This is a genomic window from Couchioplanes caeruleus, assembly GCF_023499255.1.
Taxonomy (GTDB): domain Bacteria; phylum Actinomycetota; class Actinomycetes; order Mycobacteriales; family Micromonosporaceae; genus Actinoplanes; species Actinoplanes caeruleus_A.
Genome location: NZ_CP092183.1, coordinates 4,931,119 through 4,956,805, shown reverse-complemented (window position 1 = coordinate 4,956,805; position 25,687 = coordinate 4,931,119). Strand labels below are relative to the sequence as shown.

Here is a 25,687-nt window from a genome sequence, read left to right as displayed (position 1 = left end):
GTGGTCCCGGCAGGTCTGAGCGTCCGGTTCCGGATGTCAGCAACGATCGGGTGCCGGTCCCGGCCGGATGCCGACCTGGATTCCGCGGGTCTTGATCGCGACGATGGGCGCATGACGCCGGACACCGCCGTGCTGACCGAGGGGCTGACCAAGTTCTACGGTCCCCGCCGCGGCATCGAGGAGCTCGACCTGGCCGTCCGCGCCGGGGAGGTGATGGGGTTCCTCGGGCCGAACGGGGCCGGGAAGACCACCACCATCCGCCTGCTGCTGGACTTCCTGCGCCCGACCCGGGGACACGCCGTGGTCCTGGGGCTGGACCCGCGCCGCGACAAGGCCGCCCTGCACCGCCGCATCGGCTACCTGCCGGGAGAGCTGGTGTTCCCCGGGCGGGAACGGGCCCGCGACCTGTTGCGGTTCCTCGCCGATCTGCGCGGCGGGGTGCCCTGGTCACGGATCGGGGACCTGGCCGACCGGCTGCAGGTCGACCTGTCACATCCCGTGCGCACGATGAGCAAGGGCAACAAGCAGAAGGTCGGGCTGATCCAGGCCTTCATGCACGAGCCGGCGCTGCTCGTGCTGGACGAGCCCACCAGCGGGCTGGACCCGCTGATGCAGCAGGAGTTCCTCGGCATGGTGCGCGACGCCCGGACCGGCGGGCAGACCGTCTTCATGTCCTCGCACGTGCTCGCCGAGGTGCAGGAGGTCGCCGACCGGGTCGCCATCGTGCGGGACGGGCGCCTGGCCGCCGTGGAACGGGTGGAGTCGCTGGGCCGGCGGGCCGTCCGCAGCGTGGAGATCCATTTCGCGGATCCGGTGGCGGCGGACGAGTTCGCCGGGTTGCCGGGGGTGAGCGGGGTGTCCGTGGCCGGCCCGGTGCTGCGCTGCACGGTGGACGGCCGGCTGGATCCGCTCGTCAAGGCGGCGGCCCGGCACGAGGTCGTCGACCTGCTGTCCAGCGAGCCCGATCTGGAGGAGACGTTCCTGTCGTTCTACTACCACTCCGAAGGAGACCGTGATGGTGCCCGCGCTGATGCGTAAGACGTGGCGCGACGACCGCCGCGCGATCCTCGGCTGGGCGGCCGGTGTCACGGCCTTCACCACCGTCTACGCCTCGTTCTACCCGCAGCTGCAGGGCGCCGCCGAGCTGAAGCAGGACACGTTGCCGCAGGGGGTGCTGGACTTCCTCGGTGTGGCGGACTTCCTGTCGCCGGCGGGCTACCTGCAGGCGAGCATCTTCAGCCTGCTCGGCCCGCTGCTCGTGCTGATGTGCACGGTCACGGTGGTCACGCGGACCATCGCCGGGCCGGAGGAGGGCGGCGGCATGGAGCTGCTGCTGGCCAACCCCGTGTCGCGGACGGCGTTCGCGGGTCAGCGGCTGGCCGCCGCCGGGCTCGCGGTCACGGTGGTCGCCGCCATCCCGTGGCTGCTGCTGATGGTCATCGTCCCGGCCGTCGGCATGGACATCCCGCTGTCGTCCGTGGCGGCCGCGGGCTTCGGCCTGGTCGCGCTCGCCTGGTGCTTCGGCGGCCTGGCCTTCCTCGTGGGCGCCGCGACCGGCCGGCGGGCGAGCGTGCCGGCGGTCACCGGGATCGTCGCCGTGGCCACGTACATGGCGAACGCGGTCAGCGGCATGGCGCCGGGATGGTCCTGGCTGCGCTGGTGGTCGCCGTTCCACTACTTCCTCGGCACCGACCCGTTGCGGACCGGCTGGCATCCGGCGTCCCTGCTCGTGCTCGTGGTGGCCGGGGCCGGGGCCGTCGCCGCCGGGGTGATCCTGTTCGACCGCCGTGACGTCGGTGTCTGACCGGGCCGGGCCGGCGGCCGGCTGGCTCGAGGACGCCTGCGCCGGCCTGCTCGCCGGGCCCGGCGGGACGGTACGGGCGCGCGCCGCCGCCGCGCTGGGCGCCCGGGCCGCTGACGCCGGGGTGCACCTGCGGGAGCTGGTCGCCGCGGTGATGACGGCGACGGGCGGGCACTGGACGTCGAGCCGCCCGGCCGCCGGCGAGGTGCCCGACGGGGTGCACGCGCGGGCGGCCACGCTGCTCGCCACCGCCCACGAGACGCTGGCAGCGGCCGTCGACGGGTACAACCATCGGGCGCGCGCCGAGCTCGACCGGCACGACAGCGCCCGCGCCGAGTTCGTCACCGACCTGCTGACCGGCCGGGCGGATCCCGGCGACCTCGCCGAGCGCGCCCACCGTTACGGCATCCGGCTGTCCGCGGCGCACACCGTGCTGGTCGCCCGCGCGCCCGGCCTCACCCTGGAGGCGGCCCGGCGGATCGACGCCGCGCTGGCCGGTCGTTTCGGCGAGGGCAACACCCTGACCACGCTGCGCGGCGACGACCTCGTGTGCATCAGCGCCGGCGGCCTGCGGGGGATCGCCGGGGAGCTCGCCCGGCTGCTGCTCGCCGAGACGGGTACGGCCGGCTGGCAGCTCGCTGTCGGGCGTACCCATCGGGGTCTGCGGGGTCTGGCCACCTCCCTGGACGAGGCCCGCGGCACCCTCGACCACGCCGCCAAGCTGGGGTTCACCGCGCCCGTGCTGAACGCGGCCGACCTGCTCGTCTTCCCCGTCCTGCTGCGCGACCGGGAGGCGATCACGGATCTGGTCACCACCGTTCTGGGCCCGCTGACCACTGCGCGCGGCGGGGCGCAGCCCTACCTCGACACGCTGACGGCGTTCTTCGACAGCCAGGGCAACCACACGGCAACCGCCCGGCAGATGCACCTGTCGGTCCGCGCGGTGACGTACCGGCTGGACCGGATCCGGGACCTGACCGGCTACCACCCGGGTGAGCCGACGCAGCGGTTCACGCTGCAGGCGGCGGTGCTGGGTGCCCGCCTGCTGAGCTGGCCGCCGTGACCGGGCCGGGGGTCAGCTCAGCTGCTCGCGGACGCGGCGCGACGGGGTGACCTCGTACAGGTCGAGAACGGGTGGCAGGTCTGCCAGGCCGGGGCCGCCCGCGCGGATCCAGGCGGCGATGTCGGCGCCTGCGTCGTGGTCGTTGACCAGGCCCAGCCACACCGGCCGGCCCCCGGCGCGCCGGCCCGCCGCGGACGGCTGGACCACGATGACGTTGGCCTGGGCGCAGGCGTCGAGGCAGTCGCTGACCCGTACGGTGGCCTCGCCCGCGACCGCCGCCCGCAGCCGGTCGAGCTGGGCGGCGTGGTCGAAGCGGGGCACGGTGCGGGCGGTGCCGCAGCAGCAGCCGCGGCACACCGTCACGGTGCAGCCGCCCGTACCGGTGGCGGGGGAGGGGCGACGGGTCACGACCGCAGACGATAGCGCCGGCCTGAGGGGCCGGCGCGGTGGGCGGTGGTACGGGCCGCGCAGGTCACAGACGACCGGCGCGGCCCGTACGGTCAGCCGGCGTTGCCGTAGACGCCGACCTCCACGGTGTCGACGTAGTAGCAGCCGCTGAAGAAGCCCGGACAGGTGCCGCCCTCCTCGGCGACCTGCGTGCCCAGCATGCTGTACCGCAGGTAGCGCACGCCCGAGGTGCTGCCGGTCGCCAGGGACAGCGGGTTCATCTTGTCCCGGTTGCCCTTGCCGAAGTGGCCCTGGGACGCGACCGTCCAGGTGGTGCCGTCCGCGGACGTCTCGAGGCGGTAGTCGCCCGTCGACGAGCTCGGGTCGTCGCCGCAGGTGCCGGTCGGGTTGACGGCGATCGAGGTGACGTTCACCGCCGCGGGCAGCTTCACCACCATGTAGCGGGGTTCGATGCCGCTGCCGGACACGATCGCGTCGGTGCTCCAGCCGGTCTGCTGCGAGCTGTCCAGGGCGGCCTCGGGACCGCAGCCGATGACGCTGAAGTCGAAGCCGTTGAAGTCGGTCACCGCGCTGCCGCCGGAGACCGTGGCCCAGTTACGGCGCAGCGACCAGTCGGCCCGGTTGGGTCCGCGCCGCACCGGCAGATCCCGGACCTGCGGGTCGTAGCCGGCCTTGGCGGCCGTGACCTCCGGGTACGTGCCCGGCAGGACGTTGCGGATCGTGTAGTGACCGGCGTCGTCGGCGACCGCCGTGTACGAGCCGCCGAACCCGGAGTCGTGGCCCGGGAACGAGACCGTGGCCCCGGCCAGCGGCGCGTGCGTGTCGGTGTCCACGACGGTGCCCTTGACCGAGGTCAGCGGCGCGGCCGGCGCGGGCGGCAGCGAGAAGTCCTCGATCTGGGTGAAGTCGTCGGCGTCGGCGGAGGCCGCGAAGAAGCCCATGCCGCGGCCGGCGAAGACCTTCCAGATCGTCCGCTGGTGTACGCCCCGGAAGACGACCTTGTCCGCCATCACGATCGAGTTGCGCATGTCGAGGAACGTCGGGTTGGCCGGCGACAGCTCCATCGCCCGCGTCACCAGCGACTCGGCGACCTTCGAGCCCACCGCCGTACGCAGGTCCCACAGCGTCTCGGCCCAGATCTCGCCGTCGGCGTGCGACTCCGGGAACCCGAGGATCTTGCCGTAGTCGCCGTACGTGTAGCCGCCGGGACCGGCGTCGCCGGCGCCCGGGCACACCGTGGCGTCGGCGCCCACCGCGCAGTCGAGCGGCTGCGTACGGATGAGGTTCTGGTTGCGGCCGACGTAGCGCCCGACCAGGACCTCGCCGGGCGCGCTGGTGTCCTTCTGCAGGCCCTGCGCGGTGAGGTAGTCGAACGCGTACCAGTCGCTCCACGCCTCGCCCATGGCGTAGCCCTGACCGCCGGTGAGCGTCGAGTTGCCGTCGGCGTCGACGACGAGCCGGTTGGACACGCCGTGGGTGTACTCGTGGTAGACGACGTCCGCCTCGTCGCCGGAGTTGGCCGGCAGGAACGGGTCGTCGGGCCAGCCGGGGTCGGAGAACAGGTACATCTGCATGCGGCCCGGCACACCGTCCGGGGTGGGCAGCATGTTGGCGTTGTCGGTGTGGCCCGCGTCCGGGAAGCCGTCGGCGGTGTCGGCGCCGTCGAGCGCGTTCACCTCGATCGGGTCGCCGTCGGCCTGGTCGTAGTTGCCGGCCGCCCGGGTGAAGCCGATCGGGGACTTCTCCAGGTGGTCGTGGTAGTTGTTGGTGAACCAGAAGAGCTGGGCGGCGTTCTGGTCGGCGTTGTCGCGCCACGAGTACGCGACCTTGGGGTTCCACGAGCACTGCAGGCTGGGCGTGCAGGGCGCGCCGACCTGGGCGGTGAAGTCCTTGAACGGGAACCGCCAGTTGCCGGGCGCGTTCGGGGCGACCTCCTCGCCGGCGTCCGCCTCGTCGTTGTCGTTGAGGTCGAGGAACACGTGTGAGGACCTGCCGGACAGGGTGGTGGCGTCCGGTGTGATCCACTTGGCGAGCGAGCGCACGTGCTGCTGCCCGCCGGCCTCGGCGCCCGGGTAGTTGGTCCACGCCAGCGCGTTCGGGGCGTTGTCGGAGACGAGCAGGGACTGCCGGTAGAGCACCCGGCCCGTGGCGGCGTCGAGCACGTGCAGGTAGCCCTCGCGCAGGGTCAGCGTCTGCCAGGCGAGGCGTACGCCGCCGGGCGTCGCGAAGGCCACCAGCTTGGCCCGGTCGCCGGAGGCGAAGGTGGTCGCCCGGTCGGCGCCGGCCCTGGCGGAGGCCACGGTGGTCCGGGAGCTGCCGCCGGTGTCGCGCGCGGCGGCGTCGCGGGCCTGCGCGGCCGACAGCTTCGCGGCGCCCAGGTCGGTCGGCGTGCTCGCCACCGGCGAACCGGTGACCTGGATGAGCCGCCCGTCCTTCGCGACGTCGGCCCGGACGCCGTTGCCGAAGACCACGACGCCGCCGGCGAGCTGCTGGAAGCTCAGGTGGTGGGTGCCGGCGACGTCGACGTAGTCCTTGCGCAGCCGCAGCGCGGCCACCTCGGCGGCGCTGAGCCCGAAGATCTCGGGGTGGGCGATGAGGTAGTCCCGCGCGATCGTGGCGGCGGGCTCGGGGCTGGGCCCGGTGAGGAACCCGTCGAGCCGGGCGATCCGGCGCGCGGTCCGGGTGACCGGGTCGATGTCCACGATGCCCTGTACGCCGAGCGACGCCTGCAGCCGGGTGACCGCGGCGGGTGTCGGCGTGGCCTGGCGGGTCGCGCGCCCGCTCGGGGCGGCGGTGTGGCGGGCGTCGAAGAACGGCTTGCGGGCGGCCTCGTGGCGTAACCGGGCCGGCGACGGATCACCGGGTGGGGCTGCGGAGGCGGCGGTGACGGAGGCGGTGGGGGCGAGGGCGATGCTCAGCGCGGTGACGACGGCGCAGCTCAATGCGCGCCGAGCGGGAAGAATGGATTTCACGCGGCTCCCTACGGTGGGTCCTAAGGAGAGGTATGGGATCCCGAGAGCAGCATACTCATCCGCGTCGATGACACCAGCGATGCCGGTGAATACATATTCGTCGAAATACCGTTTACGGAAAGCCGCGAAAGACGCCGTCGCGATCCACCTCCGCCGCGAATTCCGCCCAGTCCATGTTGGCCAGCGACAGGTTGTTCTGCACCGACCACATCTCGGACGGCACCACCCGGAACGTGTCGCCGTAGAGCGGTCCGCGGCCCTGGTCGACGGGCCCTTCCGCGTAGTCGTACAGCTTGACCACGAGAATGGGCTGGTCAGGACGGGTCAGGGCGACCGTGTCGACGAGGAAGGCGAAGGAGTGGCGGGCGTCGGCGGGCACGATCTCGAGCAGCCGCGCCGCGGTGAGCCCCTCGTACGCCCGGTCGTCGACGAACCTGACGAGGGCGGTGAACTCGTCCTCGGTCTGCGGTTCCTCGATGGCCGACCGGATCCGCGCCCACTGTGGCTCGTGGTCGAAATCGGTGCGGATCACGAGGGAGACGTCGGAGTTGCCGTGCCAGATCGACATCGTCATCCGCGGGAGAATAGACGGATCCCCGGTAAGGACTTCAATGGGGTGATCGGGTGACCCGCTCCATCCGGTTCCACCCGGACCAGCCGCGCTCGCGCATCAGGTCACGCAGCCGCTGCGCCCGCGGGTCGGACTCGTCGGCCAGCGCGTCGAGGAGGTCGAACGGCAGCTCGTCGTCCTCGCCGTCGGGCGGCCCCTCGATCTCGCCGGCCGCCTCCGCCTCCTCGGCGAGGCCGGCCATGATGTCGGCCGCCTCCTGCAGGAGCCGGTCGTCGACGTGGTCGCTGTCGAGCACCTCGGAGAGCAGGCGGTAGAGGCGCACGATCCGTTCGTCGTTCAGCTGGGCCACTTTCACCGGTATCCAGGTGCGGACGTGCTCGGGCCAGCGGGCCGCGATCAGGATCCACCCGTCCCGCTCGGCCTGCACCATCCGCTCGGACGCCCCGATGTCGCGCAGCAGCCCGAGGTAGGAGACGACCTCCGGCGGGAGGGACGCGCTGTCGCCGGCGGTGAGCTGGGCGATCTGCTTGCGGCTCGTCTCCAGCCGCTGGATCTCCTCGGACAGGTGCCGGTCGATCCGGTCGATCGCCGCGGCGAAGGACGGGGCGTCGGCCGCGAGCATCGTGCCGATCCGGGAGAGCGGCACGCCCGCCTCCGCCAGCGTACGGATCTTGATGAGCGCCACCACGGCCGTGGCGCCGTACCGCCGGTAGCCCGAGGCGTCGCGCTCGGGCTCCGGCAGCAGGCCGATCTGGTGGTAGTGGCGCACCGCGCGCACCGTGACACCGGCGTACGACGCCAGTCGACCGATCGTCAGCATGCTCTGATCCTGCCCGTTCAGGCGGTCCGGCGGCGGTACGTGCGGGCGGCGAACAGCAGGGCCAGCACGAGGATCCCGGTGCACCAGGCGAGCGCCGTCCAGATGCCGGTGCCGACCGGCTGCCCGGCGAACAGGTCGCGGATCGTGTTGACGATGGAGGTCACCGGCTGGTGCTCGGCGAAGGCCCGCACGGGGCCCGGCATCGACGCGGTGGGCACGAACGCCGAGCTGACGAACGGCAGGAAGATCAGCGGGTACGCGAACGCGCTGGCGCCGTCCACCGAGGTGGCGGTCAGTCCGGGGATCACCGCGAGCCAGGTCAGCGCCAGCGTGAACAGGACCAGGATGCCCGCCACCGCGAGCCAGTCCAGCACGCTCGCCCCGGTACGGAATCCCATCGCGACGGCGACCCCGACGACCACCGCGACCGAGATCAGGTTGGCCACCATGGAGGTCAGCACGTGCGCCCAGAGCACCGCGGCGTGCGCGATCGGCATGGACCGGAACCGGTCGAGGATGCCGCCCTGCAGATCCAGGAAGAGCCGGTACGCCGTGTACGAGATGCCCGAGGCGATCGTGATGATCAGGATGCCGGGCAGCAGGTAGTTCACGTACCTGCCCGGGCCGGCCTGGATGGCGCCGCCGAGCACGTAGACGAACAGCAGCATCATCGCGACCGGGGTGACCGCGGTGGTGATGATGGTGTCCGGGCTGCGCGCGATGTGCCGCAGCGACCGGCCCAGCAGGACGGCGGTGTCGCCGAGGAAGTGCCGGTTCATCGTCGTCCCCCTTCGGTACGGGCGCCGACCAGGGTCAGGAAGACGTCCTCCAGGCTCGGCTGCTTCTCGACGTACTCGACCTCGGCGGGCGGCAGGAGCTGCCTGAGCTCGCCGAGCGTGCCGTTCACGATGATCCGGCCCTCGTGCAGGATCGCGATCCGGTCGGCGAGCTGCTCCGCCTCGTCCAGGTACTGGGTGGTCAGCAGCACCGTGGTGCCGCCGGCGGCCAGCTCCTTGACCGCCTCCCACACCTCGAGGCGGGCCTCCGGGTCCAGCCCGGTCGTCGGCTCGTCGAGGAACACCACCGGCGGGTCCCCGATGAGGCTCATCGCGATGTCCAGCCGGCGGCGCATGCCACCGGAATACGTCCCGGCGCGCCGGCCGCCCGCCTCGGTCAGCGAGAAGCGCTCGAGCAGGCCGTCCGCGATCGGGGCGGCGCCCTTCAGGTGCCGCAGCCGGGCGACCAGGATCAGGTTCTCGCGCCCGGTGAGGACCTCGTCGACGGCCGCGAACTGTCCGGTGAGGCTGATGGACCGGCGCACGTCGGCGCCCTGCGTCGCCACGTCGAAGCTGTCCACCCGGGCCGTTCCGCCGTCGGCGCGCAGCAGCGTGGAGAGGATCCGCACCATGGTGGTCTTGCCGGCCCCGTTCGACCCGAGCAGGGCGACGATGCTGCCACGCGCCACCTCGAGGTCGACGCCGCGGAGCACTTCCAGGTCCTTGAACGATTTCTGCAGGCCCCGCACATGGATCGCGACCGGATCCGGGGCCGGAGTGATACTCATGGCAGGGAGCATGGAGGGTTGACGCTGCGTCAGGGTCAAGGCCTTCGTGCCGCCGGGCGGACCGGCCGGGCGTACGGCATCGTGGTGGCATGGCGAAGATTCTGATCACCGGCTCCAGCGACGGCATCGGGCGGCACACGGCGGCGACGCTGGCCGCTCAGGGACACGAGGTGGTGCTGCACGGCCGCAACGAGCGCCGGGCCGCGGACGCGCGCGACGGCGTGCCCGCGGCGGCCGGGGTGGTCGTCGGCGACCTGGCCAGCCTCGAGCAGACCCGGGACGTCGCCCGCCAGGCGAGCGAGCTCGGGCCCTTCGACGTGGTCGTGCACAACGCCGGCGTCGGCGGGGGACAGGCCGCGCCGGAACGCACCGGGGACGGCCTCGAGCGGATCTTCCAGGTGAACACGCTGGCGCCGTACGTGCTGACGGCCCTGCTGCCGGCGCCCGCCCGGCTGATCCACCTCACCTCGGGCCTGGAGGCCGGCGGCCGCGTACGCCTGGACGACCTGCAGTGGCAGGACCGCGACTGGGACGGCATGCAGGCCTACAGCGACTCCAAGCTGTACGACGTCATGCTCGCGTTCGCGGTGGCGAGGCGCCGGCCCGGCACGCTGAGCAACGCGGTCGACCCGGGCTGGATCCGCACCCGGATGGGCGGACCCGGCGCCACCGACGATCTGCCCGAGGGTGCCGAGACGCAGGTGTGGCTGGCCACCTCGGACGAGCCCGCCGCCACGGTCACCGGCCGCTACTTCAAGCGCCGGCGGGAGCTGCGGGCCAATGCGCAGGCGTACGACGAGTCCCTGCAGGAGGAGCTGCTGGCCGTCTGCGCGGAGCTCAGCGGTGTGAAGCTGACGAGCTGACGGGCAGGGTTCCGCGGCCGGCCGCCTCGTCGGGGCACGAGCCCGGCAGGAGGTTGCGCACCACGGCCACCGGCGACGGGGCGTGGTGCAGCAGGGTCTGCGTGACCGATCCGAGCAGCCCCCGGTACGGCTGCTGACCGCGGGCGCCCACCACGACCAGCCCGGCGTCGCGGGACTCGGCGCGCAGCACGGTGCTCGGGTCGCCGCGGACCATGCGGACGCGGACCCGTACGCCGTACCGGTGCGCCCGCGCGTCGACCGCCTTCCTCAGGTCCGCCTCCTGCGCGGCGGGGCCGGCGTCGTCGCCGTCCGGCGGCGTCCACGCGTGGACGACGACCAGGTCGGCGCCCCGGGACGCGGCGGCGTCGAACGCGAAGTCGAGCGCCTGTCCGGAGCCGGCCGGACCGTTGACGCCGGCCAGCACCGGGCCGGCCGGCGGCGGGGCCGGGCGGGTGACGACCACGGTGCACGGCGCCCGGGCCGCGAGCTGGACCGCCGGCGCCTCGCGCGCCAGGCACACCCCGGAGCGCAGGCCGCCGTCGCCGATCACGAGCATGGCGGCCGTACGCGCCTTGCGCAGCAGCGCCGTCACGGCCGACCCCTCGAGGAAGTGCGGGGTGATCGCCGAGGCGGGCACGAGCCGGGTGGCCTCGGCGACCGAGCACCGCATCAGGTCCCGGGGCGCCGGCCGGGGTTCCCCGGCCGCCGGGCCGGTCAGCGTGGGCACCCAGTTGAAGCAGTGCACCAGGTGCAGCGGGCACCCGTGCATCGCCGCCTCCCACGCGGCGGCTCCGACGGCGTTGCGGCTGGCGGCCGAGCCGCTGACTCCGACGACGATCGGCAGGTCCGTCATGACCCGTCACCTCCCGGTGCGTGCCGGCCGGGTCCCCGTCGACGACCACGGGGATCCGCGCCGTGGTGACCGCCCCGGCGGCGTCGGACCGGAGCCGGGGCGTGGGTATCCCCCCAGCCTGGCGCGGCCGTGGCGGGGGCGACAGGGCCGTAGGTCCCGTCGGGCCGGCGCGGCCACCCGATCCGCGACCTGCCGCCGCGCGGTGGCCGCCGACATCGTGGGGACGGGTCAGGTGCCCATCGGCGTACGGGTGCGGTGGGCCCGCGGCTCAGACCCGGCTGACGGCGTACGTGTCGCGCAGCTCCCCGGCCGTGACCGCCCTGCCGAAGTGCCAGCCCTGGCCGAGGTCGACGCCGGTGTCCCGCAGCGCGGCGGCGTCCTCGGCGGTCTCCACGCCCTCGGCGACGACGGTGGCGCCGGTGGCGCGGGCCAGGTCGACGAGCGCGCGGGTCACGACCGTGAGCACGCCGTCGGCGGCGATGCCGGTGACGATGCTCCGGTCGAGCTTGATGACGTCCGGGGCGGTGATGACGATGTGGCGCAGGGACGAGAAGCCGGCGCCGACGTCGTCGATGGCGAGCCGCATCCCGGCGCCGCGCAGGGGCATGAGTGCGGCCTTCAGCTCGTCGTAGTCCTCCACCGGGTCGTGCTCGGAGAGCTCGAGGACGACGCGGTGCAGCGGCAGCCGGCTGAGCAGGTCCGCGCATTCCCCGGTGAGCAGCGTCGCCGGGGACACGTTCATGGTCACGTACCCGCCGACCCCGGCGATGTGGTCGGCGGCCCGGCGCAGCGCGAGCAGCTCGAGGCGGTGGCCCTCGCCGATGAGGTGGGCGTCGGCGAAGCAGCGGTCCGGCGGCAGGTCCCATTCGGCGGGGAAACGGCTCAGCGCCTCCGCGCCGACCCGGTCGCCGGTGGCGAGGTCGACGATCGGCTGGAGCAGCACGGCCGGGCCGCCCGCCTCGAGCACCGGGGCGAGCCGGCCGGCGATCTCCTCCGTGCGGGCGCGCCGGCGCACGTCCGGCTCGATGAGCAGCGACGCGGCGTGCGACAGGACGTCCATCAGCGCCTTGTCGCGCTTGGTGAGCTGCTTGTCGGCCAGGAAACCGGCGGCGCAGAAGGTGCCGTACACGGTGCCGTCGCTGAGCACGACGGGTACGGAGACGAAGCTGCGGATCCGGGGCATCCGCGCCGAGGGCAGCTTCATGGCCGCCGGGAAGTCCTTGACGTTCGGCATCACCGGCGGCAGCTTGCCGTCCATGATCGCCTGGCAGAACGAGGTGGCCTGCGGCTGGGTGTTCCCGTCGCGGAAGACCAGCGGTACGGCCGACTCGACCACCTCGAGGTGCTGCGTGGTGCCGTCCATGCGGGTCATGAACGCCAGGCTCAGGCCCAGCGACTGCCGCGCGGTCTGCAACAGCTGAGCGATCTGCTCCGCCGTCTCGGTGCGGTTGCTGCGCACGGTGCCTCCTTCGCGGCCGGGTCACCTCCCATCGACCGCGGCCCCGGGCACCTGAGTACGGGCTATCATATGGCGCGAAACGGACTTTTTGCCACGGGGTGCCTCGCTACCGCGCCGCACCCGTCCCCGGGCGACGGCTGCTACCCGGGCGCCGCACGATGGGGCACTGCCGAGCCGGCCGGACGAGCGGAAGGGGCCGATCATGTCGTCGACCCGTGCCTGGCGCGGCTCCCGCTGGGTGACCGGGCTGCTCGGCACCCTGCTGGCCGTGCTCTCCGGCGCCGCCGTCTGGGCCAGCTGGCGGCAGACCGACACCGTCGCCGACGTGGTGGCCTCCAGCACCGAGACGGACGCGTACCAGCAGGCGGCCTACCTCGCCGCCGCGGAGATGGCGCTGCTGCAGGCCTCCTTCTGGGACCCCGCGGGCGAGGCGCGCCGGCGGATACCGGAGGTGAACAAGCAGGTCGACGACGCGATGGCCCGGATGGTCGCGGTCGACGACAGCCCCGACCGGCAGCGGTCCCGCGTGCTCAAGCAGCAGCACCTCAACCTCGGCCCGGACATCGCGTACTACCTGCAGCAGATCGACCGGCACGACCAGGCGGGGGCGCGGCGCACGCTGAAGACCGTCATCGAGCCGTCGTACTCGCGCATCACCTCCCGGCTCATCGAGGTGCAGACCGAGCGGCTCGCCGAGGCCACCCGCAACCAGAACGCCGCCCGCGATTTCTCCCGGCGGCTGCTCGCCGGCAGCATCGTCGTCTTCGTGCTGGGGCTGGCGGTGCTGAACCTGTTCGGGTGGTCCGTACGCGCCCACCGCCGCCAGATGACCGCGCTCGCCGCCATCGACGCGCTCACCGGCCTGCCCAACCGGGTGGCGTTCCTCGCCGCGGCCGGCCTGGCGCTGACGGAGACGCCACGCGCCGAGGCCGACGGGGCGAAGGCGGCACCGCCGACGGTGCTGCTGGTCAACCTCGACGGCTTCCGCGCGGTCAACGACCAGCTCGGCCACGGCATCGGGGACCGGCTGCTGATCGAGTCCGGCCGCCGGCTGGCCGGCGCGGTGCGCGACGACGACCTGGTGGCCCGGCTCGGCGCCGACGAGTTCGCCGTCCTGCTGCGCGGCCGCTCCGACTCCGACGAGGCGCTGGCGGCCCGGCTCACGACCGCCTTCGACGAGCCGTTCGCGCTCGACGACTTCACCGTCGACCTGGAGATCAGCATCGGGGCCGCCACCGCGCAGCCCGGCGAACAGGTGACCACGCTGCTGCAGCACGCCGACATCGCGCTGCACACCGCGAAGCTCGACCACACCGGGTTCCACCGCTACACCTCGGCCGCGGACGACACCGCGGCGGCCCGCCTGAGCCTGCTCGGCGACCTGCGCCGCGCCCTGGACGACACCGGCCAGCTGATCCTGCACTACCAGCCGCAGATCGACCCCGCCGACGGTGCGATCACCGGCGTGGAGGCGCTGGCGCGCTGGCAGCACCCGGTCAAGGGCATGGTGAGCCCCGGCGACTTCATCCCGGTCGTGGAGAACACCAGCCTGATCCACCGCTTCACCGACCTCGTCCTCTCCCAGGCGCTCGCCCAGGCCCGGATCTGGCACGACAGCGGCTACCGGCTCACGGTCGCGGTCAACATCTCGGCGCACAGCCTGCTCGACGCGCGCTTCTGCTGCCGCGTTGCCACGCTGCTGGAGGAGGCCGGCGTACCCGGCGAGATGCTGTGCATCGAGATCACCGAGAGCTCGGTGATGCGCGACCCGGCGGTCGCCATCGAGGCGCTGCGGCGGATCCGCGACCTGGGCGTACGCGCCTCGATCGACGACTACGGCACCGGCTACTCCTCGATGAGCTACCTCAAGCTGCTCCCGGTGAACGAACTGAAGATCGACCGCTCGTTCGTCTGCGACATGGCGACCGACGCGAGCAGCCACGCCCTGGTGTGCTCCGCCGTCGAGCTCGGCCACAACCTGGGCCTGACCGTGGTCGCCGAGGGCGTGGAGGACGCCGCCACCGCCGAGGCCCTGCGCGAGGTGGGCTGTGATCTCGCGCAGGGGTACCACTTCGCCCGGCCGATGGACGCCGAGGCCCTGACGCGGCTGCTGCGGACCGAGGTTTCCCGCCAGCCGGCCTGACCGGGTCAGTCCACGTCGTTGGTGAGCAGCTCGTACGCGGCCGGGTCCAGCTCCGTCGCGTCCGCGGGGACGGTGGGTGCGGCGGTCGTGCCGTACCCGGAGATCGCGATGACCAGCGGCGCGCCCGGGGCCTCCGTGGGGGCGTCCGACGGGATGGCCGACGGCGGCGCGGAGGCGGGCGCCTGCAGCATGCCGGGCACGTGCACGGTGATCTTCGTGAGCCGGCCCTGTGCGTCCAGAGTGGCCTCGAACGGCATCGCGCTCGCCCGCGGCCCGTAGAAGTAGTACGGGTCGTTGGCGAACAGGTTGAGCCCGGGGTCCACCTTGGTGCCGTCCAGCGTGCCGGTGACGGCGGTGCCGGTGCTCTCGGCGCGGACGACGGCACCGACGAGTGCGCCGGCCCCGGTGACGTCGGGCTGCGCGGCGGTGGGCACCGGCGGCAGGGACTCCATGCCGCTCTGGTCCTCCTCGGCGGCGGCGGCTTTGAGGCGCTTCTCGTCCGCGCGGACCCAGTGCTTGCCGTCGAGCACCGTCATGATCTTCTCGGCCTTCGCGATCTCGGCCGCCTGGGCGGGCGCCGCCTTGCGCTTGTACTTCTCGTAGAGCTGCTTGTACTGCTCGTAGCCGTCGGCGTGGATGCGGTAGCGCATGAAGAACGCCTTGCCCGAGCGCAAAACCGTGGGGCCGTACGGCTGCTCCATCAGCGAGCCGTCCGGCAGGTGCACGGACCCGCTGACGGTGCCCTCCTGGGAGCGGGTGAACGTGTAGTTGCCGCCCTTGAGCCCCTGCAGGGCCTGCTGCAGGACGGGCTTGCCGTCGGCGGTGGCGCCGGCCGGCGTGGGCGTGGTGCCGTTGGCGCAGGCGGCCAGCGCCAGCGTGGCGGTGACGGCGGCGGCCGCCGCGGGGGTGAGCTTCCGGAGGACCATGGCGGGCACTGTAGGGGTACGGATCAACGGGTCCTCACCGGACCTCGAGCTCGTACAGGGAGTAGCCGTACGTGCTCACGCGGCGGGTGCCGTACATGCGCACGTAGCGGGCCGGGGTCCCGCCGGGCCGGACGGTCACGGTCCCGCCCTCGCCGGCGGTGGTGCCGTACACCCGTTTCCACGTGGTGCCGTCCGTCGAGATCTCGATGCGGTAGCCGACGGCGTACGCGTGCTCCCACCGCACCGTGATCGAGGAGATCCGCCACCGCTTGCCGAGGTCCACGGCGATCCACTGGGGGTCGCTGAACCCGCTGCTCCACCGGCTGTCCGGGTCGCCGTCGACGGCCTGGGAGGGTCCCCACGGCGGCCCTTCCCTGCTGGAGGCGGTCGCGGTGCGGTGCAGCGCCAGGTTGCGGCCGGACGGGTTCGCCGCCGCGCGGGGCGCCGCCGGCGAGCGCTCCGCCGTCGATGTCGTGGCTCGTACCGGCGCGGTGGGCGGAAGCGTCGTCCGCCTGCTCGTCGCGGAGGGGGCGGGCCGCGGGACGGTGGCGACGGTGGCGCTCGCGTCCGTGAAGGGCCGGGCCCGCTCCGGGGCGTTCCGCTGCGCCCGCACGATCAGCCCGGTGGCGGTCATCCCGGCGACGACGAGCAGGACCGCCAGCGCCGCGAGGACGCGGGGCCGGGCCCGCCCCGGCGGCGCCGGGGGAGCGGGCGCGGGGGCCGCCGCCGGTGTTCGCTGGTCGAGGAGCAGGTCGAGCAGCTCCCGGGCGGTCGGCCGGTCGGCGGGGTCCTTCGCCAGCGCGCGCCCCACCACCGCGCGCAGCGGCTCCGGAAGCCCGTCCAGCCGCGGGGGCTGGGTGAGGATCCGCGCGGCCGTCGCGCCGGGGGAGTCACCCTCGAACGGCGTACGGCCGGTGCCGGCGTACGCGATCACGCACCCCCACGCGAACACGTCCGCCGCCGGGGCCGCCGGTTCGCCGGGCTCGGAGGAGAACCGCTCCGGCGCCATGTACGCCACCGTGCCGACCATCTGGCCGGTGCGCGTGTACCGGCTGGACGACTCCCGCGCCCGGGCGAGCCCGAAGTCGATGACCTTCGGGCTGCCCGGCGCGAGCAGCACGTTCTCCGGCTTGAGGTCGCGGTGCACCACGCCCGCGCCGTGGATGCCGCTCAGCGCGGTGGCCACCCCCGCGGCGAGCGAGTGCAGCGCCGCCGCCCGCAGTGGCCCCCGCCCCTCGACGACCTCGACCAGGCTGGGCCCGTCGACGTACTCGACCACCAGGTACGGCGGCTCGTGGCCGAGGTCGGCGTCGAGCACCTCGGCGGTGCAGAACGGCGGCACCTGGCGGGCGCGTTCCACCTCGCCACGGAACCGGGCCCGGAACTCCGGGTCGCCGGCCAGCGCCGCGTGGACCAGCTTGACCGCCACGTACGTGCCGTCGGGGTCCTCGGCCAGGTACACCACGCCCATGCCGCCCGCGCCCAGCCGGCCGGTGAGCTCGTAGCGGCCCAGCCGTTCGGGGTCGTCGCGGCGCAGCGGACTCACGCGGTACGCGGTGTCCAGGTCAACTCCAGGAAGGCACGGCGGCGGGACGGGAACTGGTATACCAGGATTCCGGGAATTGATCCACTTCAGTCCCGCATCGGCCAGATCCGGCCCACCACGCGTGCCTCGACGGTGTCCTCGTCGACGGTGCCGTACTCGCGCGAGTCGATGGACACGATCCGATGGTCGCCGAGCAGATAGAGCTGGCGCTCGGGCACCGTGACGGGGGAGCAGTCGGTGCGGTCCTCCTCGGGACCGAGCGTCAGGTACGGCTCGTCCAGCGGGCTGCCGTCGCGCCACACCCGCCCGTCGCGGCACTCAATGGTGTCGCCGGGCAGGCCGATGATCCGCTTGAGCAGGGTGTGCGGTTGCGTCCCCGGGTCGACCGCCTTGGTGAACGTGACCAGGTCGCCGCGGTGCAGTCCGGTGGCCCGGTACGTGATCCGGTCCAGCAGGACCCGGTCGGAGATCTGCAGCGTCGGTTCCATCGAGCCGGTGGGGATGTAGCCGACGCTCATCACGTACCGGCTGACGACGAACCCGGCGAGCAGGCCGACCACGAGCACCAGCGCCGTGCCGCTGGCGACCCGCAGCGGCCGGGGCAGCTGCCGGGCCCGGCGGCGGCGTTCGCGCCACACCGTACGCAGCCCGCCGGCGGCCCAGCGGACGGCCTCCCAGTCGCCGCGGGTCTCGCCGAACTCCGCGAGCACCGCCTCGCCCCACTCGCCGCCGCGCTCGCGCCGGCCCCGGACGGCCCGGGCGAGCACGGCGTGCGCGACCCGGCGCGGCACGGAATCGCGGACCTGCGTGGGCGCGGTCATGCGGCACCTCCGGCGGTACGCGTCTGCGGCACCGGGCCGGCGCGCCGTGGCGACTGCGCCGGTCGGCGGGCGGCCAGCCGCTGCTCGGCGAGCGTGACGCCGTCGGCGGTGAGCCGGTAGATGTGCCGCGGCGGGCGGCCGGGCTCATCGGAGGGCTCCCAGCCGGTCTCCAGCAGCCGCTGCTCGCTCAGCCGCATGAGGATCGGGTACAGGGTGCCCGACGCGAGCGCGGTCTCCTTGCTCAGGTCGTACCCGTAGCGCCAGCGGGCGGGGTCGGCGAGCAGCGCCTCGAACAGGCGCAGCGTCTGCGGTGAGGCGTGGGGCGGTCTCGGCATGGCCGAAACTCTACATAACTCGACTTACTCCGTCCAGGGTGTCATGAGGCCGTACCGCAGCAGCATGTCGTTGTCGTGGAAGCGCGTCATGCCGCGGATCCGGTCGCCCCGCAGGGTGAGCACCATCAGCCCGGCCGGCTCGCCCGCGATGAAGCAGGCGAAGGCCGGCTGGGTGTTCGCCCGCGCCGGCACGAGCTCCAGCCGCCGCCCGGCGCGCCACCCGCCGCTGACCGCGAGGAATCCCCGGATCGCCGCCGCGCCGTGGTACTCGTGCGGTGCGGGCGGCATGGCCAGCCAGGCGTCGTCGGTGAGCAGCTCGATCAGGGCGTCGATGTCGCGCTCCACGAAGGCCTCGGCGAAGCGCCGGGTCACCGCCCGCTCGGCGGCCGAGCCGGGCGCGGGAGCCTCACCCCCGGGCGCGGTCCGCGCCATCGTCGCGCGGGCCCGCTGCAGCGCGCCCTTGACCGCGGTGGCGGAGGCGTCCAGCATCGCGGCGGCCTCGGCGACCGGATAGGACAGCACGTCGCACAGCACCAGCGCCGCCGCCTGCCGCGGCGGCAGCAGCTGCAGGCCCGCGACGAACGCCAGCTCCACCGCTTCCCGCTGGTGGTAGCGCGCGGCCGGGCCGGCGGCGGCGTCGGGGATCCGCTCCAGCAGCGGTTCCGGGTACGGCGTCAGCCACGTCGCCTCGCCCCGGCGGGTCGGCTCCGGCGGCGTGAACGGCGGCGCCGGCTCGGCCGGTACGCGCCGCCGGTGGTCGCGGATCGCGTTGAGGCACCGGTTCGTGGCGATCCGGTACAGCCAGGCCCGCAGCGAGGAGCGGCCCTCGTACCCGTCCAGGCCCCGCCACGCCGCCAGCAGCGCCTCCTGCAGCACGTCCTCGGCGTCGACGAGCGAGCCCATCAGCCGGTAACAGTGCAGGTGCAGCTCCCGCCGGTAGGGCGCGACCAGCTCACCGAACGCGTCGCCGTCCCCGGCGCGCGCCCGGTCCAGCGTGTTCTGCGTTGTCACCGCCGTGGCCACCACCGTTCCGATCCGCGAGCCGATGGTGTCACAACAGGCAGACCCCGATCGGAGAAGGAGAACACGGTGACCGCACCAGACAGCGAGGCCCTGCGGGTGGCGACGGCGTACCACCGCGCGTGGACCGCCGGCGACCTCGACACGGCGATGACCTACGTGTCCGGCGACATCGTCTGCGAGGCCCCGGCGGGACGGCTGGAAGGCGACGCGGCGTACCGGTCGTTCATGGCGCCGTTCGTGGCCATGCTCGTCGGCGCGCACGTCATCGCGGCTTTCGGCGACGACACCACCGCGCTGATCATGTACGACACGCGGACCACGCTGGTGAAGAGCGGCCCGGCGGCCGAGTGCGTGACCGTCCGCGACGGCCGGATCGTGCACAGCTGGTTCATCTTCGACCGGTTGCCGTTCCAGCAGGCCCGCGCGTCGCAGGGCTGAGCAGGGCGCGCGCGGCGAGATTCCGTGCGGCGATGCCGGCCCGGGTCCGCGGCACGATCATCGCGGCCGCCGCGTGCATGGTGACCTGCTTGCGGCGGGTCAGCCGGCGGTGCTCGCGCTCGTAGCGGGCGAACGCCGCGGCCGGGTCGCCGTGCTCCGCGGCGAGCGCGCCGGCCAGCGTACGGGCGCCGGCGATGGCCAGGCTCGAGCCGTCGCCGAACAGCGAGACGCAGGACGCCGCGTCGCCCAGCAGCGCGATCCGGCCGCGGGACCAGGTGGGCATGGCGACGCGGCTGACGCCGTCGAAGTACAGCTGCGTGGTGCGGGCGGCCTCGGCGAGCAGCTGCGGCACGATCCAGCCGGCACCGGCGTACGCGTCCCGCACGATGCGCCGGTGCCGGTCGGTGTCGCGATGGTCGAGGCCCGGTACCGCCGCGTGCCGGAAGATGAACGCGGCCATGGCCTGGCCCGCGCACGGGTGCACCGACACGAGCCGCCCGGGCAGGTTGTACATGACCACGTCGTGCGGGTGCTCCAGGGCTCCGCGCCACGGCATCGTGGCGACGTGGACGCCCAGGTGCCGCAGGTACGCCGGCTCCGGCCCGAAGGCGAGCCGCCGCACGGTGGAGTGCAGGCCGTCGGCGCCGATCACCACGTCGAAGCGGCCCGGCCGGCCCCGCTCGAACGTCACGTCGACACCGCGGGCGTCCTGCCGCAACCCGGTGATCGTGTCGTCGAAGCGGAACTCGGCGTGCGCGGCGGCGGCGTCGTGCAGGATCGCGGCGAGGTCGGCGCGGGGCAGCTCGATCTCCCGGGTGCCGGCGGCGCTGCGGGACGCGGGTGTGCCGACGCGGACGCCGGGCCGGCCGTCCGCGTCCAGTACGAGCATCGACCGGGCGTGGGTGGCGGCCGCCCGCAGCCGGGGGACCAGGCCCATGTCCTCGACCACCGGCAGCGCCGGTCCACGGACGTCGACCGGGTTGCCGCTGGACCGCAGGCCCTCGGCGCGTTCGATCACGGTGGCCGACCAGCCGTGCCGGGCGAGCCAGTACGCCAGGGCCGGACCGGCGACACCGGCCCCGGAGATCAGTGCGGTACGTGAGGTCATGCCGGCACTGTATCTGCACTCAGTGCAAAGATGCAATGAGTGCCGATTGGCAACGGGTGCCGTACCATGCGGGCATGGCACCCGAGACCTCTCTGCGCGAGCGCAAGCGCGCCCGCACCCGTCAGGCCCTGGTGGAAGCGGCCACCGACCTGTTCGAGCGGCACGGGTACGAGGGGACGACCGTGGCCGACATCGCGGCCGCCGCCGAGATCGGCACGCGGACGTTCTTCAGCTACTTCGCCAGCAAGGAGGAGCTGCTGTTCCCGCACGGCGACGCGCGCATCCGGGCCGCTGTCGCATCCATCGCCGGCCGGCGCCCCGGCGACGAGCCCGCCGACGTGCTGCTGCGCGCGCTGCACCTCGTCGGCGACGACAACGACGATCTGACCGGCCGCCTCGCCGCGCTGCGCCTGCGGCTGATCCGGGAGGTGCCCTCGGTGCGCGGCAAGGCCCTGCAGGTGCAGGCCGACGGCCAGCGCGAGATCGCCCGGCACCTCACCGCGGCGTTCCCCGACCGGCTCGACGAGGTGCAGGCCGCCGCGCTCGTCGGGGCGTTCATCGGCGCGGTCACGGGAGCCCTGCAGGTGCTGCTGGAGCACGAGGACTTCCCGGAGGACCCGGCGAGAGTCCAGGCCGCCGTGGAACGCGCGACGGCGACGGCACTGCAGCCGTGGATGGCGGGGCGGTAGCGGCCGGCGCTTTATGCCCGCCATACGCGCCACCCGGAAGGATCGGCCGCCGTTGTCCGTACGGACGCGAGGAGGTGGCGATGCGAGAACAGCTCGACCTGGCGCTCGGCCGGCCGGGCGCCGCCCAGCTGCTGGTGTGCTGTGCCGTGGCTGCCGTGGTGCTGTTCCTGCCCGTGGCCCGGCTGCTCGGGTGGCGCCCGGGCTGGACGCTGCTCGCGTTGCTGTCCCTGGCGCCGATCCTGGTCTTCACGGTGCCGGTGGAGGCGCCCGGCTGGCAGGACGGGGCCGTGCACCGGGTCGGCGGGTACGTGCGCTCGTACCTGCACACGGCGACGTTCCACGCGGAGCTGGACGCCCCGACCGCGCCCGACGAACGGACGGCGAACCTCCTGCTGTTCGTCCCGCTCGGCTTCTTCGGCGCCCTCGCCACCCGGCGCGCGGTCCTGACCGCCGTGGCCGGCGCGGCGCTGTCGTTCGGCATCGAGGGCTGGCAGGCGGTCAGCGGCGTACGGGTCGCGACCGCCGCGGACTGGCTCTACAACAGCGGCGGCGCGCTGATCGGCGCGGCCGCCGGCCTGGTCGTGCTGGGCCTGATCCGGCTGGCACCCGCCCCGCCCGCCGCGGCGTCGGCCCCGCGGCCGGAGACGCCCGCGGCCCCGCCGCCGGTGGCGCCCGCCGCGCCGCCGCCGTGGGCGGTGCCCGCCGCGCCGCCGCTCGAACCGACGCTGGAGTTCCCCGCCCACGAGGACGAGACCACGGTGAACCTCCGGCCCGTGCACAGCAGCAACGGCGGCACCCGGGTGGGGGTGCCGCCGTGGTGATCGAGCGGTAGGTGCCTACTTGAGCCAGGGCAGGCGCTGCACGATGCTGAGCTTGCTCCAGAGCCGGCCGAGGCCGAGGGTGTTGCCGGCCGCCGTGAGGGCCAGGACGATCAGCACGCCGGCGTAGATCAGGTGGTCGTCCATGAAGGGGTTGTTCTCCGGGGGGAGCACGGCCGACCACATCATGACCAGCAGCAGGCTGCCCGCCACCGCGGCGGCCCGCAGGCCGATGCCGAGGATGAGCGCGGTGCCGATCGCGGCGAGGCCGAGCATGAACATCCAGTCGGCCCAGGCCGCGCCGGCGATGCTGTGGTAGAAGCCCTCGAGCGGGCCGGCGACGGCGTTGCCGAGGAAGCCCTTGGTGGGGCTGCCGCCGTTGATCCAGGCGCCCTTGTCCGGGGTGGCCATGCCGAGGCCGAACACCTTGTCGATGAAGGCCCAGAGGAACACCCAGCCGAGAGCCAGGCGCAGGGCGGCGAGGGTGTAGCGGGTCGCCTTCGCGGCCGTGGTCTCGCGCGCCGGGGTGACGGCCGGGTCGGTCGCCGGGGTGACGGTGCGGGCGGTGGTGGGGTGGGTGGCGGCGGTCATGACGTCCACGTCCTTCCGGTTCTCTTTGACACTTCAATCAAACGCCGGGAGCGCCGCCGCCGTGAGGGCCGCCGTGCCGCATCCGGCGGGACCTTGGACCCGTCCGATCCGGGACCCCCGAACGGCCGCGGGCCCGGGCATGTGGCCCGGGCCCGCCGCCGTTGCGGCTGGTCAGCGCGTGTCGGAGCCGCCCGCGGTGGACACCGCGGCCCGGCCGGCCTCCAGGCGGGCCACCGGCACCCGGAACGGCGAGCAGGACACGTAGTCCAGCCCGGCGTCGTGGAAGAACCGCACCGACGCGGGGTCGCCGCCGTGCTCGCCGCAGACCCCCACGGTGAGCTCGGGACGCGCGGCCCGCCCGCGCTCCACGGCGATGCGCACCAGCTCGCCGACGCCGCTCGTGTCGAGGGTCTCGAACGGCGACGACGCGAAGATGCCGAGCTCCAGGTAGCGGCCGAAGAACGCGGCCTCCACGTCGTCGCGGCTGAAGCCCCACGTCATCTGGGTGAGGTCGTTGGTGCCGAACGAGAAGAACTCGGCGGCGTGCGCGATCTCGCCGGCGGTCAGCGCCGCGCGCGGCACCTCGATCATCGTGCCGATCCGGATCGGCGGGGCGCCCTCGACGCCGGCGAGGATCGACTCGGCTTCCTGGCGTACCGTCTCGAGCTCCTGGACCGCGCCGACCAGCGGAACCATGATCTCCGGGCGCGGATCGCCGCCCGCGGCGGCCCGTAGCGCGGCCGCCTGCGCGATCGCGCGCACCTGCATGGCGAACAGGCCGGGCACGACCAGGCCGAGGCGTACGCCGCGCAGGCCCAGCATCGGGTTCTGCTCGTGCATGCGGCGCACGGCGGCCAGCAGGGTGGCGTCGCGGCCCGGGTCCTCGCCCAGCGCCTCGGCCCGGGCGACCCGGGCGGTCAGCTCCTCCAGCGCGGGCAGGAACTCGTGCAGCGGCGGGTCGATCAGCCGTACCGTCACCGGCAGGCCGTCCATCTCGGCGAACAGCTCGACGAAGTCGTCGCGCTGCAGCGGCAGCAGCGCCGCGAGAGCCGCCTCCCGCTCCTCGTCGCTCCCGGCCAGGATCAGCCGCTCCACCAGTTCCCGGCGCTCGCCGAGGAACATGTGCTCGGTACGGCACAGCCCCACCCCGGTCGCGCCGAAGCGGCGGGCGCGCGCGGCGTCCGGGCCGGTGTCGGCGTTCGCGTGCACGCCCAGCCGGCGTACCTGCTCGGCGTGGGCCATGAGCCGCTCGACGGCGCTGAGCAGCGGGTCGCCGGCGGACGTGAGCTCGCCCTCGAAGAACTGGACGACGGGGGAGGGGTGCACCGGCACCGCGCCGGCGTACACGCGCCCGCTGGTGCCGTCCACCGAGACGGTGTCGCCGGCCCGCAGGACGGTCCCGTTCACGGTGACCGCCTCGGCCCCGGTGTCGATGACCAGCTCCTCGGCGCCGCAGACGCAGGTCTTGCCCATGCCGCGGGCGACCACGGCCGCGTGCGACGTCTTGCCGCCACGACTGGTCAGGATGCCCTGGGCGGCGATCATGCCGGGCAGGTCGTCGGGGTTGGTCTCGCGCCGCACGAGGATCACCGGCCGGTCGGCGGCCGCCGCGTGCGCGGAGTCGAAGACGATCTCGCCGACCGCCGCGCCGGGGGAGGCCGCGACGCCGGTGGTGAGCGGGGCGGGTGCCGCCGCGGTGTCGAAGCTCGGGAACATCAGCTGGGCCAGCTGTTCGCCGGTCACCCGCCGCAGCGCCTCGTCCAGCGTGATGAGCTCCTCGTCGACCAGCTGCGCGGCGATGACGAACGCGGCCGCGGCCGTGCGCTTGCCGACGCGGGTCTGCAGCATCCACAGCTTGCCGCGCTCGATGGTGAACTCGATGTCGCACAGGTCCAGGTACCGGTGCTCGAGCTTGTCCATGATGGACATGAGCTGCCGGTAGCTGACCGGGTCGAGCGTCTCCAGCTCCTGCAGGCCCACGGTGTTGCGGATGCCGGCCACCACGTCCTCGCCCTGGGCGTTGGAGAGGTAGTCGCCGTAGACGCCGCGCTTGCCGGTCGCCGGGTCACGGGTGAACGCCACGCCGGTGCCCGAGTCCGGGCCGCGGTTGCCGAACACCATCGCCATCACGTTGACCGCCGTGCCCAGGTCCTGCGGGATCCGCTCCTGGCGGCGGTACAGCACGGCCCGCTCGGCGTTCCACGACTGGAACACCGACGCGATCGCCAGGTGCAGCTGCTCGTGCGGCGCCTGCGGGAAGTCCCGGCCGGTGTGCTCGGCGAAGACCTTCTTGTACGCCTGGACGAGGTCCTGCAGCACGGCCACGCCCAGCTCGGCGTCGGACCGCACGCCCGCCTCGGCCCGCGCCGCGCTGAGCTCCGCCTCGAACTCGTCACCGGGAACGCCGAAGACGGTCTTGCCGAACATCTGGATCAGCCGCCGGTACGAGTCCCAGGCGAACCGTTCGTCACCGCTCTGCGCCGCCAGCCCCAGCACGCTGGAGTCGGTCAGCCCGATGTCGAGGATCGTCTCCATCATGCCGGGCATGGAGAACCGGCCGCCCGAGCGCACCGACAGCAGCAGCGGGTCGCGCGGGTCGTCCAGGTTCTTGCCCATCCGCTGCTGCACCAGCCGCAGGTGCTCCTCCACCTCGGCGAGCAGGCCGGCCGGCAGGGAACCGGTGCGCAGGTACGCCCGGCACGCCTCGGTCGTGATGGTGAAGCCGGGCGGCACGGGCAGGCCCATCCGGGTCATCTCGGCCAGGTTGGCACCCTTGCCGCCCAGCAGATCCTTGAGGTCCTTGTTGCCCTCGGCGAAGTCGTACACGTACCTGGTCATCCGGCTCACCCTCACTCGTTCGGTCGGCTGGTCCTCC

The 25,687-nt window shown here is 73.7% G+C and carries 24 protein-coding genes; 8 read left to right on the top strand and 16 right to left on the bottom strand.

The annotated features are described in order from the left end of the window. The first annotated feature begins 111 nt into the window (after positions 1 to 111). The 3 genes from COUCH_RS22985 to COUCH_RS22975 are packed head-to-tail and all read left to right on the top strand — an operon-like array spanning position 112 to position 2,864. Positions 112 to 1,038 carry an ABC transporter ATP-binding protein gene (locus tag COUCH_RS22985; protein ID WP_249607251.1) on the top strand — a complete coding sequence of 309 codons (927 nt, stop codon included), beginning with the start codon at positions 112 to 114 and terminating at the stop codon, positions 1,036 to 1,038. Further along, positions 1,016 to 1,804 (top strand): ABC transporter permease subunit, encoded by a 789-nt coding sequence (locus COUCH_RS22980; RefSeq protein WP_249607250.1) that lies wholly within the window; start codon positions 1,016 to 1,018, stop codon positions 1,802 to 1,804. Before COUCH_RS22985 ends, COUCH_RS22980 begins: the two co-directional genes overlap by 23 nt. Beyond that, positions 1,797 to 2,864: a PucR family transcriptional regulator gene (locus tag COUCH_RS22975; protein WP_249607249.1), complete on the top strand. Its 1,068-nt coding sequence runs from the start codon at positions 1,797 to 1,799 to the stop codon at positions 2,862 to 2,864. The genes COUCH_RS22980 and COUCH_RS22975 overlap by 8 nt, the downstream gene beginning before the upstream one ends. Positions 2,865 to 2,876: 12 nt before the next feature. Here COUCH_RS22975 and COUCH_RS22970 read toward each other — a convergent pair whose 3' ends face one another. From COUCH_RS22970 to COUCH_RS22945, 6 genes are all read right to left on the bottom strand, one after another. After that, positions 2,877 to 3,272 carry a (2Fe-2S) ferredoxin domain-containing protein gene (locus tag COUCH_RS22970; RefSeq protein ID WP_430640814.1) on the bottom strand — a complete coding sequence of 132 codons (396 nt, stop codon included), beginning with the start codon at positions 3,270 to 3,272 and terminating at the stop codon, positions 2,877 to 2,879. Positions 3,273 to 3,364: 92 nt separating this feature from the next. Then, positions 3,365 to 6,244, bottom strand: a complete 2,880-nt coding sequence (locus COUCH_RS22965) for a M36 family metallopeptidase (protein ID WP_249607248.1) — start codon at positions 6,242 to 6,244, stop codon at positions 3,365 to 3,367. A 112-nt stretch (positions 6,245 to 6,356) separates the two neighbouring features. Then, positions 6,357 to 6,818 carry a DUF6924 domain-containing protein gene (locus tag COUCH_RS22960; RefSeq protein WP_249607247.1) on the bottom strand — a complete coding sequence of 154 codons (462 nt, stop codon included), beginning with the start codon at positions 6,816 to 6,818 and terminating at the stop codon, positions 6,357 to 6,359. A 34-nt stretch (positions 6,819 to 6,852) separates the two neighbouring features. After that, positions 6,853 to 7,635 (bottom strand): MerR family transcriptional regulator, encoded by a 783-nt coding sequence (locus COUCH_RS22955; RefSeq protein WP_249607246.1) that lies wholly within the window; start codon positions 7,633 to 7,635, stop codon positions 6,853 to 6,855. Positions 7,636 to 7,652: 17 nt separating this feature from the next. After that, positions 7,653 to 8,414, bottom strand: a complete 762-nt coding sequence (locus tag COUCH_RS22950) for an ABC transporter permease (RefSeq protein WP_249607245.1) — start codon at positions 8,412 to 8,414, stop codon at positions 7,653 to 7,655. Continuing rightward, positions 8,411 to 9,199, bottom strand: a complete 789-nt coding sequence (locus tag COUCH_RS22945) for an ABC transporter ATP-binding protein (protein ID WP_249607244.1) — start codon at positions 9,197 to 9,199, stop codon at positions 8,411 to 8,413. The genes COUCH_RS22950 and COUCH_RS22945 overlap by 4 nt, the downstream gene beginning before the upstream one ends. A gap of 89 nt (positions 9,200 to 9,288) precedes the next feature. On the opposite strand from COUCH_RS22945, the gene COUCH_RS22940 reads away from it, so the two are divergent. After that, positions 9,289 to 10,062, top strand: a complete 774-nt coding sequence (locus COUCH_RS22940) for an SDR family NAD(P)-dependent oxidoreductase (protein WP_249607243.1) — start codon at positions 9,289 to 9,291, stop codon at positions 10,060 to 10,062. On the opposite strand, the gene COUCH_RS22935 is transcribed toward COUCH_RS22940, so the two are convergent. Beyond that, positions 10,037 to 10,915 (bottom strand): universal stress protein, encoded by an 879-nt coding sequence (locus COUCH_RS22935; protein WP_249607242.1) that lies wholly within the window; start codon positions 10,913 to 10,915, stop codon positions 10,037 to 10,039. The genes COUCH_RS22940 and COUCH_RS22935 overlap by 26 nt on opposite strands. Before the next feature lie 268 nt (positions 10,916 to 11,183). Beyond that, a complete protein-coding gene (locus tag COUCH_RS22930) occupies positions 11,184 to 12,374 on the bottom strand; it encodes a sensor domain-containing phosphodiesterase (RefSeq protein ID WP_249607241.1) in 1,191 nt (396 codons plus the stop codon). A gap of 202 nt (positions 12,375 to 12,576) precedes the next feature. Here COUCH_RS22930 and COUCH_RS22925 point away from each other — a divergent pair, with 202 nt between their 5' ends. Beyond that, on the top strand, positions 12,577 to 14,517 hold the full coding sequence (locus COUCH_RS22925) for a putative bifunctional diguanylate cyclase/phosphodiesterase (RefSeq protein WP_249607240.1): 1,941 nt from the start codon (positions 12,577 to 12,579) through the stop codon (positions 14,515 to 14,517). 5 nt (positions 14,518 to 14,522) lie between these two features. Here COUCH_RS22925 and COUCH_RS22920 read toward each other — a convergent pair whose 3' ends face one another. The 5 genes from COUCH_RS22920 to COUCH_RS22900 form a co-directional block, all read right to left on the bottom strand. Further along, on the bottom strand, positions 14,523 to 15,443 hold the full coding sequence (locus tag COUCH_RS22920; RefSeq protein WP_249607239.1) for a hypothetical protein: 921 nt from the start codon (positions 15,441 to 15,443) through the stop codon (positions 14,523 to 14,525). A gap of 34 nt (positions 15,444 to 15,477) precedes the next feature. Then, positions 15,478 to 16,989 (bottom strand): protein kinase domain-containing protein, encoded by a 1,512-nt coding sequence (locus tag COUCH_RS22915; RefSeq protein WP_249607238.1) that lies wholly within the window; start codon positions 16,987 to 16,989, stop codon positions 15,478 to 15,480. Positions 16,990 to 17,075: 86 nt separating this feature from the next. Next, positions 17,076 to 17,810, bottom strand: coding sequence for a signal peptidase I (lepB, locus tag COUCH_RS22910; protein WP_249607237.1), 735 nt, complete (start codon positions 17,808 to 17,810; stop codon positions 17,076 to 17,078). Then, positions 17,807 to 18,145 (bottom strand): PadR family transcriptional regulator, encoded by a 339-nt coding sequence (locus COUCH_RS22905; RefSeq protein WP_249607236.1) that lies wholly within the window; start codon positions 18,143 to 18,145, stop codon positions 17,807 to 17,809. Before COUCH_RS22905 ends, lepB begins: the two co-directional genes overlap by 4 nt. A 24-nt stretch (positions 18,146 to 18,169) precedes the next feature. Continuing rightward, positions 18,170 to 19,156 carry an RNA polymerase subunit sigma-70 gene (locus COUCH_RS22900; protein ID WP_249607235.1) on the bottom strand — a complete coding sequence of 329 codons (987 nt, stop codon included), beginning with the start codon at positions 19,154 to 19,156 and terminating at the stop codon, positions 18,170 to 18,172. 78 nt (positions 19,157 to 19,234) lie between these two features. Between COUCH_RS22900 and COUCH_RS22895 the strand changes: the two genes are divergently transcribed. Then, complete coding sequence (locus tag COUCH_RS22895; protein WP_249607234.1) at positions 19,235 to 19,606, top strand: nuclear transport factor 2 family protein; 372 nt, start codon at positions 19,235 to 19,237, stop codon at positions 19,604 to 19,606. Here COUCH_RS22895 and COUCH_RS22890 read toward each other — a convergent pair. Then, positions 19,557 to 20,714, bottom strand: coding sequence for an FAD-dependent monooxygenase (locus COUCH_RS22890; protein ID WP_249607233.1), 1,158 nt, complete (start codon positions 20,712 to 20,714; stop codon positions 19,557 to 19,559). The genes COUCH_RS22895 and COUCH_RS22890 overlap by 50 nt on opposite strands. A 74-nt stretch (positions 20,715 to 20,788) precedes the next feature. Here COUCH_RS22890 and COUCH_RS22885 point away from each other — a divergent pair, with 74 nt between their 5' ends. Together COUCH_RS22885 and COUCH_RS22880 are read left to right on the top strand one after the other, a co-directional pair. Then, positions 20,789 to 21,403 (top strand): TetR/AcrR family transcriptional regulator, encoded by a 615-nt coding sequence (locus COUCH_RS22885; RefSeq protein WP_249607232.1) that lies wholly within the window; start codon positions 20,789 to 20,791, stop codon positions 21,401 to 21,403. Between the two features lie 80 nt (positions 21,404 to 21,483). Beyond that, the gene (locus COUCH_RS22880; protein ID WP_249607231.1) at positions 21,484 to 22,224 is read left to right on the top strand and encodes a VanZ family protein; all 741 of its coding nucleotides are present in this window, start codon (positions 21,484 to 21,486) and stop codon (positions 22,222 to 22,224) included. Positions 22,225 to 22,239: 15 nt separating this feature from the next. On the opposite strand, the gene COUCH_RS22875 is transcribed toward COUCH_RS22880, so the two are convergent. After that, entirely contained in the window at positions 22,240 to 22,812 is a 573-nt protein-coding gene (locus COUCH_RS22875; protein ID WP_249607230.1) for a DoxX family membrane protein, read from the bottom strand. Positions 22,813 to 22,983: 171 nt separating this feature from the next. After that, positions 22,984 to 25,650, bottom strand: coding sequence for a pyruvate, phosphate dikinase (gene ppdK, locus COUCH_RS22870; RefSeq protein ID WP_249607229.1), 2,667 nt, complete (start codon positions 25,648 to 25,650; stop codon positions 22,984 to 22,986). Positions 25,651 to 25,687 lie beyond the last annotated feature (37 nt).